This window comes from Bradyrhizobium sp. SZCCHNRI1009 (assembly GCF_032487575.1).
GTDB lineage: Bacteria > Pseudomonadota > Alphaproteobacteria > Rhizobiales > Xanthobacteraceae > Bradyrhizobium.
Genome location: NZ_JAUEUL010000005.1, coordinates 273,754 through 289,520 on the forward strand (window position 1 = coordinate 273,754; position 15,767 = coordinate 289,520).

The 15,767-nt window shown below is 66.7% G+C and carries 13 protein-coding genes; 5 read left to right on the forward strand and 8 right to left on the reverse strand.

All coding sequences use genetic code 11. The features are described 5' to 3' along the window. Nucleotides 1-37: 37 nt before the first annotated feature. The 3 genes from QX010_RS12125 to QX010_RS12135 all read right to left on the reverse strand — a co-directional run bounded on the left by QX010_RS12125 (nt 38) and on the right by QX010_RS12135 (nt 5,940). On the reverse strand, nt 38-1,285 hold the full coding sequence (locus QX010_RS12125) for an amidohydrolase family protein (RefSeq protein WP_316179709.1): 1,248 nt from the start codon (nt 1,283-1,285) through the stop codon (nt 38-40). Between the two features lie 119 nt (nt 1,286-1,404). Continuing rightward, nucleotides 1,405-5,058 carry a trifunctional transcriptional regulator/proline dehydrogenase/L-glutamate gamma-semialdehyde dehydrogenase gene (gene putA, locus QX010_RS12130; RefSeq protein WP_316179710.1) on the reverse strand — a complete coding sequence of 1,218 codons (3,654 nt, stop codon included), beginning with the start codon at nt 5,056-5,058 and terminating at the stop codon, nt 1,405-1,407. Between the two features lie 75 nt (nt 5,059-5,133). Then, nucleotides 5,134-5,940 (reverse strand): lytic murein transglycosylase, encoded by an 807-nt coding sequence (locus tag QX010_RS12135; protein ID WP_316179712.1) that lies wholly within the window; start codon nt 5,938-5,940, stop codon nt 5,134-5,136. Nucleotides 5,941-6,218: 278 nt separating this feature from the next. Here QX010_RS12135 and QX010_RS12140 point away from each other — a divergent pair, with 278 nt between their 5' ends. From QX010_RS12140 to QX010_RS12150, 3 genes are all read left to right on the forward strand, one after another. Further along, nucleotides 6,219-7,163, forward strand: a complete 945-nt coding sequence (locus tag QX010_RS12140; RefSeq protein WP_316179835.1) for an OmpA family protein — start codon at nt 6,219-6,221, stop codon at nt 7,161-7,163. A gap of 83 nt (nt 7,164-7,246) precedes the next feature. After that, a complete protein-coding gene (locus tag QX010_RS12145) occupies nt 7,247-7,762 on the forward strand; it encodes a hypothetical protein (protein ID WP_316179714.1) in 516 nt (171 codons plus the stop codon). Nucleotides 7,763-7,918: 156 nt separating this feature from the next. Then, the gene (locus tag QX010_RS12150) at nt 7,919-8,239 is read left to right on the forward strand and encodes a hypothetical protein (protein WP_316179716.1); all 321 of its coding nucleotides are present in this window, start codon (nt 7,919-7,921) and stop codon (nt 8,237-8,239) included. A gap of 100 nt (nt 8,240-8,339) precedes the next feature. Here QX010_RS12150 and QX010_RS12155 read toward each other — a convergent pair whose 3' ends face one another. After that, complete coding sequence (locus QX010_RS12155; protein WP_316179837.1) at nt 8,340-8,714, reverse strand: thiol-disulfide oxidoreductase DCC family protein; 375 nt, start codon at nt 8,712-8,714, stop codon at nt 8,340-8,342. A 207-nt stretch (nt 8,715-8,921) separates the two neighbouring features. On the opposite strand from QX010_RS12155, the gene QX010_RS12160 reads away from it, so the two are divergent. Further along, nucleotides 8,922-9,158, forward strand: a complete 237-nt coding sequence (locus QX010_RS12160) for a hypothetical protein (protein ID WP_315802663.1) — start codon at nt 8,922-8,924, stop codon at nt 9,156-9,158. Between the two features lie 147 nt (nt 9,159-9,305). On the opposite strand, the gene QX010_RS12165 is transcribed toward QX010_RS12160, so the two are convergent. The 3 genes from QX010_RS12165 to QX010_RS12175 form a co-directional block, all read right to left on the reverse strand. After that, nucleotides 9,306-10,241 (reverse strand): DUF817 domain-containing protein, encoded by a 936-nt coding sequence (locus tag QX010_RS12165; RefSeq protein ID WP_316179718.1) that lies wholly within the window; start codon nt 10,239-10,241, stop codon nt 9,306-9,308. Between the two features lie 405 nt (nt 10,242-10,646). Continuing rightward, nucleotides 10,647-12,830 (reverse strand): tetratricopeptide repeat protein, encoded by a 2,184-nt coding sequence (locus tag QX010_RS12170; RefSeq protein ID WP_316179720.1) that lies wholly within the window; start codon nt 12,828-12,830, stop codon nt 10,647-10,649. Nucleotides 12,831-12,871: 41 nt separating this feature from the next. Continuing rightward, nucleotides 12,872-12,994: a hypothetical protein gene (locus QX010_RS12175; protein WP_315802661.1), complete on the reverse strand. Its 123-nt coding sequence runs from the start codon at nt 12,992-12,994 to the stop codon at nt 12,872-12,874. 182 nt (nt 12,995-13,176) lie between these two features. On the opposite strand from QX010_RS12175, the gene QX010_RS33060 reads away from it, so the two are divergent. After that, entirely contained in the window at nt 13,177-13,425 is a 249-nt protein-coding gene (locus QX010_RS33060; RefSeq protein ID WP_410051945.1) for a DUF6881 domain-containing protein, read from the forward strand. 121 nt (nt 13,426-13,546) lie between these two features. Here QX010_RS33060 and rpoD read toward each other — a convergent pair whose 3' ends face one another. Further along, complete coding sequence (rpoD, locus tag QX010_RS12180; RefSeq protein WP_315802660.1) at nt 13,547-15,655, reverse strand: RNA polymerase sigma factor RpoD; 2,109 nt, start codon at nt 15,653-15,655, stop codon at nt 13,547-13,549. Nucleotides 15,656-15,767 lie beyond the last annotated feature (112 nt).

Sequence of the window (15,767 nt, forward strand, 5' to 3'; positions counted from 1 at the left end):
CGACCATTGGCCCGGTGGATTTCGGCGCCGAGGCGCCTCAGGCGTTCAGCCGGTCGATGTGCACCTTGCCGGCCTTCATCACCAGCGGAATGTGATCGCCCTGGCCGAGCAGGCACGAGACGTCGCGCAGCGGATTGCCCTCGACCACGAGCAGGTCGGCAAAGGCCCCGGGCGCGATGCAGCCGAGCTTGCCTTGCATTCCCAGCACCTCGGCGCCGATCAGGGTCGCGCTGGCGATGACCTCGCGGGCACCGAGGATCTCGGCGCGGATCCGGAATTCATCGCTCTGCAGCCGCTGGGACGGCCCCAGGAGATCGCTGCCGAAGCCCATCTTGACGCCGGCGTCGCGATAGATGCCGAGCGAGCGCAGGCCGGCATCGCGCACATCGGCGATCTTGGCGACGCTCTCCGGCGGCAGGCCATACTGCGCGCCTTCATTGGCGAGCGCCTCATAGGTGACGAGCGTCGGTATGACATAGACGCCCTTCTCGGCCATCAGCCGCGCGGTCGGAAGGTCGACCAGATTGCCATGCTCGATGGTGCGCACACCGCAGTGGACCGCGCGGGCGATGGCCTCCGCCGTGTAGGCATGCGCCAGGACGTAGGTCTGCCGCGCGCGGGCCTCGGCGACGATGGCGCGGATCTCGTCCTCCGAATAGCCGAACGCACCGACGGGATCGGTCGGCGAGGCCACGCCGCCGGACGCCATGATCTTGATCTGGTCGGCGCCCATCTGCAGCTCCTCGCGCACCGCCTTGCGCACGGCATCGACGCCGTCCGCCACGCGGGCCAGCGCGCCGACGCGCACGCAGCACGGACAAGGCGCGTTGTCGGAGAGGAAATCGGTCCGCGCCCGCATGTCGCCGTGGCCGCCGGTCTGGCTGAGCGCCCGGCCGGAGACGAACAGCCGCGGGCCCTCGGTGAGCCCGGTGTCGACGGCCTGCTTCAGCGGATAGCCGGCGCCGCCGGCGTCGCGCACCGTCGTAAAGCCGCGCCGCAGCATGCCCTTGAGCAGCAGCGCCGAGCGCAGGGTCACCAGCACGTTCGGCATCTGCACTTGCTGGGCAAGATTGAGTTCGACCGCGATCGCATGGACGTGCAGGTCGATCAGCCCCGGCATCAGCGTCTTGCCTTGGAGATCGATGGTCTGGTCGACGCTGGTCCGCAGCGGCTTGTCCGAGACCTCCTTGATCAGATCGTCCTCGACCAGCACGTGATGGTCTTCGCGCAGCTCCGGCTGCAGCGGGTCGAGCAGAGCGGCATTCTTGAACAGGATGGTCGACATCAGATGTCCTCGATCGGAGCGAAGCGTGCGTCAGCGGGCGGAGCGGGCCGACGATGACGGTGTTCTCCCCTATCCTGTCCTGCGGCCTCGAGCCAGCCCGGGACGGAATACCTGTCTTCTCAGCCGATCGACATCAGGCTGGCATTGCCGCCGGCGGCCGCGGTGTTGGTGGAGAGACTGACCTCGTTGACCAGCCGGTCGAGATCGTAGCAGCCGTCGCTGGCGCGCGGCGTGACGAGCGGGACGATCGGTCCGGGGCGCGTGGCGAGGTCGCGGCCGAGCGCGATCAATTCATCCGCCTCGCCGTCGGAAAGCACGGCCTGCAGATCGCGGAGAGCCCGCCAGCTGTCGACGATCCGCAGGCGGCCGCGCAGCCGGCTGGTGAGCGGTCCCAACACGGCACCAGCAGGGCTGGCGCGTTCGACGAACGCGTCGTTTCCGGTCATCAGAATGACGCCGATCTGGACCAGCAACGCCTGCTCGCTTCTCGCCAGTGCAGCGACGACGCCGCGCGCGGTGATGCGATAGACGTTCTGTTCGCCGACGGGTCCTGGCAACTCGATCTCGAGCCCGGCCAGCACCTGGGGCCCATGCGCCTCGCACGCCAGCGCCGCCTCGGCGTGTCCGCTGGCGCGCAACCCGTCGAGATAAGAGCGCAAGACCGCGTCAGACTGCGACGCCATGAGCCGCTGGCGCGGCGGCATCGCGAACAACCGGCGCAGATACAGCGGACCGCCGGCCTTCGGCCCCGTTCCCGACAGGCCGGAGCCGCCGAACGGCTGCACGCCGACGACCGCGCCGATGACATTGCGGTTGACATAGATGTTGCCGGCGGCGCTGCGGCTCGAGGCACGGGCAATCGTCTCCGTGATCCGCGAATGGATACCGAAGGTCAGGCCATAACCGGTGAGGTTGATCGCGTCGACGAGGTCAACGAGCTGCTCGCGGCGGTAGCGCAGGACGTGGAGGACGGGGCCGAACACCTCGCGCTCGACATCGAAGATGTTGCTGATTTCGATGATGGTCGGCGCGACGAACGTGCCGTGCGCCGCCTGCGGTGGCAGCGGCAGCCGCTCCACGGCATGGCCGCGCGCCTGCATCGTGGCGACATGCGCATCGAGCGTGTCGCGGGCCTCGCCGCTGATGACCGGGCCGACATCGACCGACAACGACGCGGGATTGCCGAGTTCAAGCTCGCGCAGCGCGCCGCGCAGCATCGACAGGATGCGGTCGGCGACGTCCGCCTGCAGGCAGAGGATGCGCAGCGCCGAACAGCGCTGGCCAGCGGAGTCGAAGGCGGAAGCGATGATATCGCCGACAACCTGCTCGGCGAGCGCCGAGGAATCCACGATCAGCGCGTTCTGGCCGCCGGTCTCGGCAATCAGCGGCACGGGCTGTCCATGGACGGTGAGGCGCTCGGCAAGCTGTTTCTGGATCAGCCGCGCGACGTCGGTCGATCCCGTGAACATCACGCCCTGCACGCTGTGATCGCCGACCAGCGCGGCGCCGACGCGGCCGTCGCCGGGCAGCAATTGCAGGACATCCGCGGGCACGCCCGCCTCATGGATGATGCGAACCGCTTGGGCGGCGATCAGCGGCGTCTCCTCGGCAGGTTTCGCCAGCACGGGGTTGCCGGCCGCGAGTGCGGCCGCGACCTGGCCGGTGAAGATCGCGAGCGGAAAATTCCACGGGCTGATGCAGACCACGGGACCGAGCGGCTTGGGGCTGTCGCCCTCGGCGAGAGCTTCGATCTCGCCCGCATAATAGCGCAGGAAATCGACGGCTTCGCGCACCTCGCCGACGGCATTCGCAAAGGTCTTGCCGGCCTCGCGGACGATCAAGCCGATGAGGACGAGACGACGCGCCTCCATCGCCTCGGCCGCGGCGCGCAGGCATGCGGCGCGCGCGCGGGGGCTGGTCGCGGCCCAGCTAGGCGCGGCGTTCGCCGCACGCGACAGCGCCGCCTCGATCTCGGCAGGCGCGGCATCCCTGACCGCGCCAACGACGTCACGGCGATCGGCGGGATTGCGAATGCGGCGCGCGCCTTCGCTGGTCGTCGCTCCGGGCGCCGCAGCCGTCCAATCGAGGCTCGCACTTGTGACCAGACCTTCGCCGAGACGCGCCAGCGCGCGCTGATCGGAGAGATCGAATCCGGCCGAGTTCACGCGGCCCGGGCCGAACAGCTCAGGCGGACGCCTGATCTTGTCGTGCGGCGCGCCCGGGCGTTCCGACCCGCGAACGATGGCGACGGGGTCCGCGATCAGATCGTCGACGGACACGGCGGGATCGGCGATGCGATTGACGAAGGAGGTGTTGGCGCCGTTCTCCAGCAGCCGCCGCACGAGGTAGGCCAGCAGCGTCTCATGCGAGCCGACCGGCGCGTAGATGCGGCAGGGGCGGCCGAGCCGTGCGGGTCCGACAACCTCCTCGTAGAGCGGCTCGCCCATGCCGTGCAGGCATTGGAATTCGTACTGGCCGCGCTCGTAATTGGGGCCGGCCATCTCCACGATCGATGCCAGCGTGCGCGCATTATGCGTCGCGAACTGCGGGAACACGGCGTCGGGCGCGGCCAGCAGTTTGCGGGCGCAGGCGAGGTACGACACATCGGTATGGGGCTTGCGCGTGAAGACCGGAAAGTCCTGGAGACCATCGACCTGCGCGCGCTTGATCTCGCTGTCCCAATAGGCGCCCTTGACGAGGCGCACCATCAGCCGGCGCTGCGTGCGCCGCGCGAGGTCGATGAGCCAATCAACCACAAAGGCGCAGCGCTTCTGATAGGCCTGGATGACGAAGCCGATGCCGTTCCAGCTGGCGAGGTCCGGATCGATGCAGAGCGCCTCGAGCAGATCGAGCGACAAATCCAGACGATCGGCTTCCTCGGCGTCGATGTTGAGGCCGACGTCGTATCCCCGCGCGAGCAGCACCAGCTGCTTCAGCCGCGGCAGCAGCTCGTTCATGACGCGGTCGCGCTTGATGCTGACATAGCGCGGATGCAGCGCCGACAGCTTGATCGAGATGCCCGGTCCGTCGTAGATGCCGGCACCGGCCGCATGCCGCCCGATCGCATGGATCGCCGTCTCATAGGCCGCGAAGTAGCGCGCAGCATCGTCCGCCGTCGTCGCGGCCTCGCCCAGCATGTCGTAGGAGTAGCGGAAGCCCTGCGCTTCCCACGGCCGGCCGTTCGACAGCGCCTCGTCGATGGTCTGCCCTGCCACGAACTGTTCGCCCATCAGGCGCATGGCGAGCGTCACGGCCTTGCGGATGATCGGCTCGCCGCCGCGGGCGATGAGCCGCGTCAGCGCCGAGGCCAGGCTGTCCTCGCTGGCAGCGGCCGTCAGCGTGCCGGTGACGATGAGGCCCCAGGTCGCGGCGTTCACCAGCAGTGACGGGCTGTGCCCGATATGGGCGCGCCAGTCGCCGGTCGCGATCTTGTCGCGGATCAGCGCATCGCGCGTCGCGGTGTCCGGAATCCGCAGCAGCGCCTCGGCCAGGCACATCAGCGCCACGCCCTCCTGGCTCGACAGCGAATATTCGTGGATCAGTCCCTCGACGCCGCCGGATTGCGCCTTGCCGCGCAGACGCAGCACGAGATCGCGCGCCAGCTCGGCGGCCCGCGCCGACGACGACTCCGGGAGCGCGGCGAGATCGAGCAGCGGCGCGATGCAGTCCGGCTCGGCGCGGCGATAGGCCGAGGTGATCGCAGCGCGCAGCCCGCTCTGGCGCTGGACCTGGGCATCGAACGCCGCGAACGGTCGTGGCGGCGGCTGCGACATGACCTGTCTCCTCAATCGGTCCCCGTCACTCGCCATGCCTCCGGCCTGAGCGCAGGCCGCGAGCGACGGATCGCGCTACCGCCCGATCAGCTGATCGGCGTAGTAGCCGATGGTCTTGCGGTAGATCACCGCCCTGTTCCACTCGCGCATGGCTTCGAAATTCGCCGAGCCCTCGTCGTAGGGCGCGCCCATCTTGAAGCCGTTGCTGTGCAGCAGGTTGGCGGTCGAGGCCAGCACGTCGGCGGTGGAGTGGCGCAGGTCGACGCGGCCGTCGCCGTCGAAGTCGACGCCGTATTTGATGTAGGACGACGGCAGGAACTGGGTCTGGCCGATCTCGCCGGCGAAGGCGCCGACGAGGTCGCGAAGAGTGAGATCGCCGCGCTGGACGATCTTCAGCGCGGCCAGCAGCTCGCCCTGGAACAGCTCGCTGCGGCGGCAGTCATGCGCGAGCGTCGCCAAGGTGCGGATCACCGGCAGCTTGCCCATGTCGCCCTTGCCGAAATCGGTCTCCAGCCCCCAGATCGCGACCAGGATCTGGCGGGGCACGCCATATTGCTGCTCGATGCGCGACAGCAGTGCCGCGTGTCGCTGCAGCATCGCGCGGCCGCCATTGATGCGGCCGGCGCCGACCCGGGTCGAGACGTACTGCTCGAAGCTCTTGTTGAAGGTGTAGCGCTGGCGGCGGTCGAAGGCGAGCACGGCCGGATCGAGCGTCACGCCCGACAGCGCCTGGCTGATCGTGCCGCCCGAGACGCCAGCGCCCTGCGCCTCCGCCGAGAAGCTCGTGATGAAGGTATTGAAGTCGCCGCCGCAGCGCGCGGCCAGGGCAGGAGAGGCAAATGAGAGGATCGCAACAACTACGAGGGATCGGACAACGAGCATGAGAAGAAAGGTCCCTGCATGAGAGCGTGATGAGGACAGGCGGCGCCAAGCGCGGTCACCATGCCCGATTTGGCGACGGCAGGCCAGCCGGCAGGGATCGCCCCCGATCTGCATTGCGTCTTCGGCTCCTTTGAACGCAACGCGGCCTCCCCGCCACATATGCAAGGCGCGTCTTCGTCGCGGTCGCATTCCTTGCGCGCGCTGATCGAGCGCCCTCTGCACGCCACACGCGTTAGCCCGCTTTGCCTGCCCTTTGCCTGGAGAGGTTCCCCATGAGAATGACGTTCCGACTCGGCGCACTGACGCAGCTCGCGCTGTTCGCGGCTCTGCTCTGTCACACGCTGGCGCCTGCAGCCGCCCAGCCCGGCGACATCGCGGGAGCCAAGGATTATCCAGGCATCGGCCGTTTCGCCGGCAGCGTGATCACCGGCTACGTCGCCAAGGATTTCGATGCGGCGCGCATGCAGGCGGCGCCGTTCAAGGATGGCAAGGCGACCGACGAGCGGCGCCCGGAAGGCCGCATCGTCAGAATCGCCTATCGCACCGCGCCCGGTCCCTCGATCCTTGAAGTGTCGCGCAATTTCGAGAACCAGCTCGCCAAGGCCGGCTTCGAGCCGCTCCTCGCCTGCGATACCGATGGCTGCGGCGCCATCCCGTTCACCGAAGCGATCGACGCGCTGCCGGTGCCGCAGATGTGGGTCGACGGCTTCGATTATCGCTATGTCGCCGGCCACAAGGCGGCAGGCGGACGCGAGACCTATGCCAGCGTGCTGGTCAGCCAGAACAACCAGCAGATCTACGCCCAGCTCACCATCGCCGAGCTCGGCGCGATGGAGAACAAGATGGTGAGCGCCGCCGAGATGGCGAAGGGCCTCGGCGACAAGGGCCACATCGCGCTCTACGGCATCTATTTCGATACCGACAAGGCGACGATGAAGCCGGAGAGCCGGCCGACGCTGGAGCAGATCGCGCAGTTGCTCGCCGGCCAGCCGCAGCTCAGCGTCTTCATCGTCGGCCATACCGACAACCAGGGCAGCTACGACTACAATCTCGATCTGTCGCGGCGGCGCGCCGAGGCGGTCGCCGCCGAGCTGGCGCGGAGCTATCGCATCGCGCCGGCGCGGCTGCGCACCGCGGGCGTCGGCCTGCTCGCGCCGGTCGGCAGCAATGCCACCGATGCGGGCCGCGCGCTCAACCGCCGCGTCGAGTTGGTGGCGCCCTGAGGCGGTGCGCGGCCCGCTTGATCCTCGTCAAGGCAGCGCCATCGTGGCTCCCTAAGCTCCGCGGCCAAACTGGAGACGATGCCATGATCGGAATTACGTTGACCGCCGACCAGATCCGCTCGGCGCCACCGGAGGTGCGGCGCTGGATCGAGCACCAGGTGCTGTCGGGGCTCGGGCTCGGGCCGGAGGCCCCCTCGGCACCGCCCGCCCTGCCGGAGCCGGGCGCGCACCTCGTGGCGTGCTCGGCCGACGATGCGGCCAAGATCCTGGCGCAGATCCAGGGCGTGCTGCCGGCCGTGAACGTGTTCTTCGAGTTCGGCCGCCCGGGCATCGCACTCGGCCAGCCGCCGGTGATGATGTTCCGCCTGATCGACATCCTGCATCATACGCGGCTGCAGAACATCGGCCAGGTGATGGCCTCGCTGGACATGATCAACAAGGCGCTGATCGAGACGAGGCACGATCCGTCCGTGCGGTTCTGCGGCTTCGATCCCGAGGGCCATTGCCTGATCGCGCCGGAGACCCAGCGCGCGATCGCCAGCGTCTGGCAGAGCGTGATCGCCAAGCAGCATGGCGTGGCCGAGGGCGAGGCGGCGTGAGGTCATCGGCGCGCGGCCTGCCCGGCGCGCCATCGTCCCGAAGCGGCGCGCCGCGATGGCGCGTCAGCCATGTCCCTGCCGGACGGCTCCGGCCTTGAGCCCATTGCGGCCGGTGCTACCATGTCGAAGTCGTTCACGATCCGCGGGAGATCGCCGATGCCGCCAGGCCAGCGACGACGCAGACTGCTTCAGATCCCACTGTTCCGCCTGCTCGCGATCAACCTCGCGCTCGGCCTCGGCATGGCCGTGGTGCTGGTCGGCGGCCTGCTGGCGCTCGACCCTTTCGGCCTGCGCCACCTGATCTTCTCCGATCGCTCGCCCGGCGTCGCCATCGGCCTGCTGCTCGGCTCGTTCTTCGTCACCTTCGGCTCGACCGCGATGGGCACCGCGATTATGGCGCTCGGCCGCGGCGACGATGACGACGAGCCGCGCGGCGGCACAAGGGTGCATGCGCGGGTGAAGGCGCGGCGCGGTTAGGACGCGAACGGGCGCCGCATCGGCAGTGTGCTCCCTCGCCCCGCTTGCGGGGAGAGGTTAAACTGAAGCCGGCGCGACACGCTGCGTCCAATCGCCGCCCTCACCAGTGCCCCTTCCGCCTGTTCCAGGCGAACAGCACATCGGCGAACCGGTCGTAGCTGAACCGCGTCAGTGGCCGCACCAGACGGTTGCCGAACAGCTTGGCGAGCCAGCCCTCGCCGGGCGTCAGCGCCCACAACAAGAGCGCGACGTCGGCGCCGGTGATCAACTGCCCCTCCTCGTCGGTCGCGTGCAGGCGGCGGCGGACGTCGTCGACATCGGCGCCGAAGGCGGCGAGCGCCTCCGGCTCTTCATTGATGTCCCTGAACGCGACCCGCCCCGACCTGACCAGCGCCAGCAGCTTGTTGCGCTGCCAGTCGATGCCGGCGTCGCAGACCGGGCAGCGCGTGTTGTACCAGACGGTGAGTTGGGGCATCGACATGTCGGGAATTCGCCGCGGGTTCGGGGCCGCGATGAACGCATTGTCATCCGGCAAATTCGAGGAGTTTTCGAGAGGACGCGGCCGTGCCCGGCCACTCCTCCGATTCCACGAAAATCATATGACGGAAAAGTCAAATTCGGGCAGCGGATAAGCATTTTCCTGCATTGACCGGACCGGCCCCGCCGCCGTAGACCGCCGACCATGGCAAAGAAACCCGGCACCAACCCCAAAGGCGAATTCGCCTTCTTCAACGTCACCTATGAGGACGGCTCGCAGCGCTCCAACCGGCGGGTGCCGGCCGAGCTGCTCGGCGGCCTCGACGGCGACGAGCCGGCCCGCGGCTTCATCATGGAGCAGGACCGCGAGATCGCCGAAAAGTCCGGCCGCCCGCCGCTGGCGATCAAGTCGCTGGAGAGGGTCGGCGCGAAGAAGAAGTAGCGAAAGCCCCGCTGCCGTAGGGTGGGCAAAGCGCGCAGCGCGTGCCCACCATCAGGTGCCTGCCGCGAAACGCGGTGGGCACGGCACGCGATACCTGCGCCAGCCCCAACACCGTGCAGGCGCCTTTGCCCACCCTACGGCAGGGCGCTATGCGGCTTGCTTCTGTCGCTCCGGCAACAGCACGCTTTCCCGGGTGTCCATCTCCTGCGGCCGATTGATCAGGCTGACCAGCGTGTAGCTGATGATCAGCAGCAAGAACCACGAGCCGAGCTTGGTGACCGACACCATGGCCCAGCCTTGGGCCTGCGCCGGATAGATCCAGGTGCGCGACAGCGTGCCGATATTCTCCGACAGCCAGATGAACAGCGACACCAGGATCAGCCCGAGCAGCAGCGGCATCGAGCGGTGCACGCGCCAGACCTTGAAGTGGACGGTCGCCGGCGCAAACAGCAGCGCGGCCCAGCCGAACAGCACGAGCCTCAGATCGAGCCTGTAATGGTCGGTGAAGAAGTTGAAATAGATCGCAGCGCTCAGCCCGACCAGCCAGCGCCGCGACGGATGGCCGGTAAAGCGGAAATCGAACAGCCGCCAGACGCGGCAGAGATAGCTGCCGATGCAGGAATACATGAAGCCGGAGAACAGCGGCACGCCACCCAGGCGGATCAGGCTCGGCTCGGGATAGATCCACGAGCCGGTCGCGGTCTTGAACAGCTCCATCGCTGTCCCGACAAGGTGATAGACCAGGATGACCTTGGCCTCCTCAAAGGTCTCGAGTTTTGCCGCGAGTAGCGCGGCCTGGACGGCGAGCATGCAGAGGAAGAGAAAGTCGTACCGGGCCAGCGGCGCATCGGCCGGATAGAACCGCCATGTCACAAGCATCAATGCCAGCGCGATGCCGCCGAACAGGCAGGCCCAGCCCTGCTTCACGCCGAAGCGACTGAATTCATAGAGGAAGGCAGTCCACGGCGTTTCGGCCGCACGCGCCGCGAGGCGGGCCTCCGCGGCGATGAAGCGGCGCAGGGGCGGCCAGATGGCGGCGGCACTGGACTGCGCTGCGGCCGATGAAACCTCGTTGTCGTGCATGGGAGTCCGCGTCCGGTGAGACGCCAATCCCTAGCAGTCGATCGCCCAACGCCGTCTGCGCAAAGTTCAGCCTCTTGCGGCAAGGGCACGGACATCTGCGGACAAGAGGCCTTGTCGGCCCCCGTCACCTCGACGCCACCTTCCAAACCTTCCTGCAACCTCCCCACCGCCGCGCGATGCAGTGCCCTCGCCCCGTGTGGGAGAGGGCAGCGCTGGCGGAGCCGCGGGCTCGGTTGGGTGAGGGGTTCTGTCCGCGAGCGCAACTCGGGGAGATAGACCCCTCACCCGACCGAGGTCGTTGCACTGTCCTACATGCCCTCTCCCACAAGGGGCGAGGGCGCAGTCACCGCCGCTGCGCCTGCGGCACGATCGTTTGGCTTCCCGCTTCTCGATGACTGTTTCTTGTTAGGTCTGTCGACCGCGGCAATAGGTCTGCCACATCTCGCGATAGGCCGCTTCGACGGCCCTGGTGTAGATGGCCGGACCACAACGTGCGGCGATGAGGTCGGGAAGCTGGTGACGGATCATCCTGAGCCGGTCCGGCGTCGACCGCAAAGCGATGTCCACATACTCATCATCGGTCGTGGCGACCCAGTCGGCCATGCCGATCGCCGTCAGGATCGCGCCGCCGGCGCGGCTGCACATCCCGTTGCCGAGCTTCGACACGACCGGCAAGCCCATGTGCAGGGCTTCCCAGGCCGAGACGCCGCCGCCATTGGGAAATGGATCGAGCCAGATGTCGATGAGCCGGTGGGCGGCCAGATGCTCGTCGCGAGAGGTCGGCCCCATCAGGTCGATGCGATCCGGCGCGATGCCGCGCGCGTCGAAGTCAGCCAGCAGCCGAGCCTGGATCGCAGCATCGCCAAGCAGATAGTCCTTGACCAGCAACCGGGCGCTTACATCGGCGCGCAGGATGCGAGCCCAGACGTCGAGGACGGCGCTCGATAAGCGGTTCGCCCGGGTGAACGCGCCGTAAGTCACATGGCCATTGGACGTCACGGGCGCCTCGAGGCTGCGCAGCCCCGCCGGCGGCGGCTCGATGATGATCAGGCATGGCAGATCATAGATCTGCTCGGTGAACAGGTGACGTACCTCCAGCGGCGCCATGACGGGATCGCCGAACAGGTAGTCCATCGTCGCCAGACCGGTGCCGGTCGCGTGGCCCCAGGCGGTGACCTGGATGGGGGCCGGCTTGCGCGCGAAGGTGGCCAGCCGATTGCCGCGGGAGTGTCCGGACAGGTCGACGAGAATGTCGACCCGGTCGGACCGGATGCAATCCGTGAGCTGATCGTCGGACCATTGCATCACGTCGTGCCATCGATCAGCAGCCGCCCGGAACGTCTCGGTGATCTCGTCCTGGACCGGCGAGTTCGAATAGCAGATCACCTCGACCTGCGATTTGTCGTGGTTCTGCAGCACCGGCCGGATCGTGCGGGCGGCGGAATGCTCCTTGAAGTCGCCCGACACATATCCCACGACGATCCGTCTGTCGGGGTCGAGATCATTGCTGTGATCAGGCGGATGCCTCTCGGCAATCTTGGATCCGATCCGGCGCCACCACTCCGCTCGGGCCGCCTGGTGCTCCGCATAGCCCACATCGCAGAAGTCCAACGAGAAGATGCGGTTCGCCAGTGCGACTTCGTCGGCCGGGTCGATCGCGAGCGCCCGATCGAAAAGTGCGACAGCCGCCTCTGCATCGCCCATCAGCGCATGACATTGACCGATCTGGCTCAGCGCTTTCGCGGAGTTCGGCTCGATCGTAACGGCGCGCTGGCAGGCCTCCAGCGCCTCGCTCACCCGCTTGTTGAGCATCAGGACGTTGGCGCGGCCGAGCCAGCCCAGGGTGAATTGCGGATCGAGCGCGATCACCCGGTCGAAATCAGCGAGCGCGTCGTCGTTACGCTTGAGCTGGAGGAACGTCTCGCCGCGATTGATCAGCGCCGTGGTGTCGTCGGGCGCAAGGGCCAGCGCCCGGTTGAATTCGGCGATCGCCTCATCGGATCGACGCAGATCCTTGAACGCGCAGCCTCGATTGATGATGGCGGCCAGATGCGTGGGTTTCGCCGCGAGAAGCTGGTCGTAGCATGCGATCGCATCGGCGAACCGGCCGAGATAGTGCAGCGCTTCGCCCTTGTTCATCAACACGTCGAGGTGCTGCGGATTGATCCGGAGGGCGTTGTCGAAACTGACGACCGCCTCCGCGAAGCGCTGGAGGCGCGACAACAGCTTGCCGCGTTCCAGCTGCGCCTCGAAGAAATCCGGTTTCAAGGCCAGGAGATCGTCGAAGCAGGTCAGCGCTTCGTCGTCGCGCTGGAGCGCGGACAGGACGACGGCCCGCGCATATCTCGCCGCAACGTTTTGCGGGTCTGCCAGCACCGCCCGCTTCAGAAGGCGCTCCGCCGCCTCTGAATTGTTGCTCTGGTGCTCGGACAGTCCAAACATATAGAGCGCGCCGAAATGGTTCGGCCGCTTCTTGAGGATTTTCTTGTAGCCGGCCTGAGCCTTGGCCAGATCGCCGGAGCGGTGAAACGCACTCGCCCGGGCGAACAGGTCGGCGATCTCATCGCCTTTCCGCAAGGCTGGCTGCATGCTGAAAACGTCCAGGGATCAGCCGCCATCGCCAAGTTCTGTCACGACGGGGCAGAGTGCCGGAATGCAGGCGTCATTCGGTCGCCCGCCGAACCTTCGATGACAAGCGTAAACAATTCATTAACCATGTTTTCTGCGGGAATTTGCTGGGTGAATGCCGTCATTGGTCCTTCCGCAGCGCGTCACGTCCATCGCCGTCAGAGTACCAACTTAATGCGTACGGTGGGCGAAGCGCCGCCGAAGGCGGCGCGTGCCCACAATTGGCCGCCTGCCGCGGTAGGCACGGCGCACGACACCGTCGCCAATCTCGACACCGTGCACGTGCCTTTGCCCACCCTACGCATCACTGTCGCCGCCTGGGTTTGCAAAACGCTGGAGCGAACTCGACGGCGAGCGCTTCGAGACGCGAAAGCTGGAGATCTTTCGGGACGGCAGCATCGGCTTCGCAACCGCGACCGAGGCGACAGATCGGACGCGGCTCGGACAGATAGCTGTTCCTCCCATCGACGAGATCGGGCAGGATCCTCAATTCGTGGCGGAAGAGATTTCGAAGGAAGAGTTCGAGCGCCGTTGGAGCGCCAGGCGTGCGCGTTAGGTCACGTCGACAAATTGCCTGGCTTACATGGATCACAAACTAAAACGGCGAACCTCTCGGTCCGCCGTTGTCCCTTGATGGATTGCCGGGTCAAGCCCGGCAATGACGACTGATGCAGTGATTAGTTGTCCAGGAACGACCGCAGCTTCCTTGACCTCGACGGATGCTTCAACTTACGCAGCGCCTTGGCTTCGATCTGGCGGATACGCTCTCTCGTCACCGAGAACTGCTGGCCGACCTCTTCCAGCGTGTGGTCGGTGTTCATGCCGATGCCGAAGCGCATGCGCAGCACGCGTTCTTCGCGGGGGGTGAGCGAGGCGAGCACGCGGGTGGTGGTTTCGCGCAGGTTCGACTGGATGGCGGCGTCGATCGGCAGGATGGCGTTCTTGTCCTCGATGAAGTCGCCGAGGTGGCTATCCTCCTCGTCGCCGACGGGGGTTTCGAGCGAGAGCGGCTCCTTGGCGATCTTGAGGACCTTGCGCACCTTCTCCAGCGGCATGCCGAGCTTCTCGGCAAGCTCCTCCGGCGTCGGCTCGCGGCCGATCTCGTTCAGCATCTGGCGCGAGGTGCGGACGATCTTGTTGATCGTCTCGATCATGTGCACGGGGATGCGGATGGTGCGGGCCTGGTCGGCGATCGATCGGGTGATCGCCTGACGGATCCACCAGGTGGCGTAGGTCGAGAACTTGTAGCCGCGGCGGTACTCGAACTTGTCGACGGCCTTCATCAGGCCGATGTTGCCTTCCTGGATCAGGTCGAGGAACTGCAGGCCGCGGTTGGTGTACTTCTTGGCGATCGAAATCACGAGACGGAGGTTGGCTTCCACCATCTCCTTCTTGGCCTGACGGGCCTCGCGCTCGCCCTTCTGCACCGAATGCACGATCTTGCGGAATTCGCCGATCTCGAGACCGGTGAGCGCGGCCATCGCCTGCACCTCCTGGCGCAGGTCCTTGATGCGGTCCTTCTCGTAATGGACGAAGTTCTTCCAGCCTTTTGCGGAGAGCTTGGAGACGCGGTTGAGCCAGCGCGGATCGAGCTCGGAGCCCTGGTAGTTGCGCAGGAAGTCTTCGCGCGCGACGCCGTGGGAATCGGCAAGCCGCATCAGCCGGCTCTCGAACGAGACCAGCTTCTTGTTGATGTCGTAGAGCTGCTCGACGAGGCTGTCGATGCGGGCCTGGTTGAGGCGCAGCGACTTCACCTCGACGATGATCTCGTCCTTGAGCTTCTTGTACTTGCGCTCCTGCGACGGCGACAGCGACTCGCTCTGGAGCTGGTTGGCGATGTCCTGCTCCTGCAGGCGGCGCAGCTTCTTGTACTCGGACGCGATCTTGTCGAAGGTCTCCACGACCTTCGGCTTCAGCTCGGCCTCGATGGCGGCGAGCGACATCTGGTTCTCGAACTCGTCGTCGTCCATGTCGGCTTCGGCTGCCGCCTCGCCGGGATCCTTCTCCTCGGCGGGCGCGCCGTTCGGCGCGGCACGGAACGGGGTCGGCTGCTGCGGGGCGGCCGGCGGCGCGACCGCGGCCTGGACGTCGCCGCCCTCGGCCGGAGCGCCCTCGCCATTCACGGGCGCGGCGATCTGCGGATTCATGCCGCCCTTGGCTTCCGGGCCGGCATAAGTGGCTTCGAGATCGATGATGTCGCGAAGGAAGATCTTGCCTTCGTTGAGCTCGTCGCGCCAGATGATGATGGCCTGGAAGGTCAGCGGGCTCTCGCAGAGCCCTGCGATCATCGCCTCGCGGCCGGCCTCGATGCGCTTGGCGATCGCGATCTCGCCCTCGCGCGACAAGAGCTCGACGGTGCCCATCTCGCGCAGATACATGCGCACGGGATCATCGGTGCGCTCGCCGGGCTCCGACTTCTTGACCTCGGTGACGGCCTTCTGGGTGATCTCGACGAGCTCGTTGTCGGTCTCGTCCTCGCCGTCGTCCTTCTCGTCGGACTCGTCGGCCTCCTCGGCCTCGGTCACGTTGATGCCCATGTCTGATAGCATCGACATGATGTCTTCGATCTGTTCCGGCGAGGTGGTGTCGGAAGGCAGGACCTCGTTGAGCTGATCAAAGGTCACGAAGCCGCGCTTCTTGGCCTGCTTGATCATCTTCTTGACGGCGGCGTCCGACAGGTCGAGCAACGGCGAAGGCGCATCGGCGGCGTCCTTCTCAGGAGCGTCCGCGGCCTTGTCGTCCTTTTCCTTGTCCTTCACCTGCAGCGTCTTTGCCTTCGTGGCCATTCATTGCTCCCGAAACGCGCCCGCTCCGCCCGTGGCATCTTCGCCCTTGGCATCGCGGCGCCCGCCTGCTCTACTCAAACTGTTCTCGACGCGGAAAGGGCGGCGCACATTC

Bases quoted from the DNA above. Each gene is read 5' to 3' on its own strand.
- QX010_RS12175 (WP_315802661.1), bottom strand. From the start codon at position 12,994: ATGACGGCATTCACCCAGCAAATTCCCGCAGAAAACATGGTTAATGAA.
- QX010_RS12145 (WP_316179714.1), top strand. From the start codon at position 7,247: ATGATCGGAATTACGTTGACCGCCGACCAGATCCGCTCGGCGCCACCG.
- QX010_RS12165 (WP_316179718.1), bottom strand. From the start codon at position 10,241: ATGCACGACAACGAGGTTTCATCGGCCGCAGCGCAGTCCAGTGCCGCC.
- QX010_RS12140 (WP_316179835.1), top strand. From the start codon at position 6,219: ATGACGTTCCGACTCGGCGCACTGACGCAGCTCGCGCTGTTCGCGGCT.
- QX010_RS12160 (WP_315802663.1), top strand. From the start codon at position 8,922: ATGGCAAAGAAACCCGGCACCAACCCCAAAGGCGAATTCGCCTTCTTC.
- putA (WP_316179710.1), bottom strand. From the start codon at position 5,058: ATGTCGCAGCCGCCGCCACGACCGTTCGCGGCGTTCGATGCCCAGGTC.
- QX010_RS12150 (WP_316179716.1), top strand. From the start codon at position 7,919: ATGCCGCCAGGCCAGCGACGACGCAGACTGCTTCAGATCCCACTGTTC.
- QX010_RS12135 (WP_316179712.1), bottom strand. From the start codon at position 5,940: ATGCTCGTTGTCCGATCCCTCGTAGTTGTTGCGATCCTCTCATTTGCC.
- rpoD (WP_315802660.1), bottom strand. From the start codon at position 15,655: ATGGCCACGAAGGCAAAGACGCTGCAGGTGAAGGACAAGGAAAAGGAC.
- QX010_RS12155 (WP_316179837.1), bottom strand. From the start codon at position 8,714: ATGCCCCAACTCACCGTCTGGTACAACACGCGCTGCCCGGTCTGCGAC.
- QX010_RS12125 (WP_316179709.1), bottom strand. From the start codon at position 1,285: ATGTCGACCATCCTGTTCAAGAATGCCGCTCTGCTCGACCCGCTGCAG.
- QX010_RS12170 (WP_316179720.1), bottom strand. From the start codon at position 12,830: ATGCAGCCAGCCTTGCGGAAAGGCGATGAGATCGCCGACCTGTTCGCC.